Raw genomic sequence first — 1136 nt, forward strand, 5'->3', positions numbered from 1 at the left:
TGAAGTGCACCCCTTAGAATAGACATTGGAAAAACCCCTAGGGAAATCCGATGTAATTCTAGGGGGTGCTTTTCGTCATGGCAGTGAAAGGACAGAAATTTAAACATTATCCAGAATCACTCAAAGTAGAAGCAGTTCGCTTGCACGTGGAAGAGGGATGGAGCTACAGAAAGATTGCCGAACACCTAGGGGTCCAGGATAAATATCGCGTCAGAACTTGGATGAGAAAGTATCGCGAAAGTGGAGAGGTATCATTCAAGGACGGGCGTGGAAATCCTCATCGGGTTGAAACGGAGCAGGACCGGGAGATTCGGCGTCTACAAATGGAGGTAGATGTTTTAAAAAAGTGGTTACAAATCTTGAATCGGGAGGGTTGCAAAACAAGCACATCGTCGTTGACGAGCTAAGGGACAAACGAAGCGTTCAAGAACTATGCGCTTATTTAGAGATAAGCCGAAGCGGTTACTATGCATATGTGAAACGCAAGGGCAATGATCGCGACGAACATCTCAAACACAAAATCAGAAGCATTTATGAAGAACGGGACAAGACAGTTGGCTATCGTCGTGTCCAGGACGAGTTGTACCGTCAATATAACCTGAAAGTAAATCACAAGAAAGTACTACGTCTCATGCAGGAGTTAGGTATGCAGGCAATCATTCGTCGTAAATACATCCACCGTACCAGTTATGAAGCGGCTGTGTCGGATGGCAGAATCGCGGAAAATTTGCTGCAACAGAATTTCACTGCGGAAGGGCCTAATCAAAAGTGGGTAACAGATGTCACACAATTCCGGGTGTTTGACCGTCGGATTTACTTATCTGCCATTAAAGATCTATGGAACAATGAGATTGTCGCTTATCATCTAAGCCACCGTAACGATAATTCACTTGTGTTAGAAACCTTTACGAAAGCATTTGAAACGCAAAAAGACGTGGCTGGATTGATCGTTCACAGCGATCAAGGATACCAGTACACGTCCCATGCTTACCACGACATGCTGCCAAAGGTTGGCGCGAGACTGTAAAATCTTTTGTGTAAACTCCTCAAAACATATATCCTGAATCTATCAGGACGAGGAGGAACATTTAGATGAGCCTACTATCCAAAGAACAAATCAGAAAGCTTATGAAAGA

General features: G+C 44.1%; 2 protein-coding genes. Both read left to right on the top strand.

Features of this window, described 5'->3' with window-relative positions:
- Positions 1-77 precede the first annotated feature (77 nt).
- The gene (locus C7R92_RS09205; protein WP_106834025.1) at positions 78-407 is read left to right on the top strand and encodes a helix-turn-helix domain-containing protein; all 330 of its coding nucleotides are present in this window, start codon (positions 78-80) and stop codon (positions 405-407) included.
- Complete coding sequence (locus C7R92_RS09210) at positions 374-1027, top strand: IS3 family transposase (RefSeq protein ID WP_158265734.1); 654 nt, start codon at positions 374-376, stop codon at positions 1025-1027. Before C7R92_RS09205 ends, C7R92_RS09210 begins: the two co-directional genes overlap by 34 nt.
- The last annotated feature ends 109 nt before the right edge of the window (positions 1028-1136 follow it).

This window comes from Brevibacillus porteri, assembly GCF_003013475.1.
GTDB classification, from domain to species: Bacteria; Bacillota; Bacilli; order Brevibacillales; family Brevibacillaceae; genus Brevibacillus; species Brevibacillus porteri.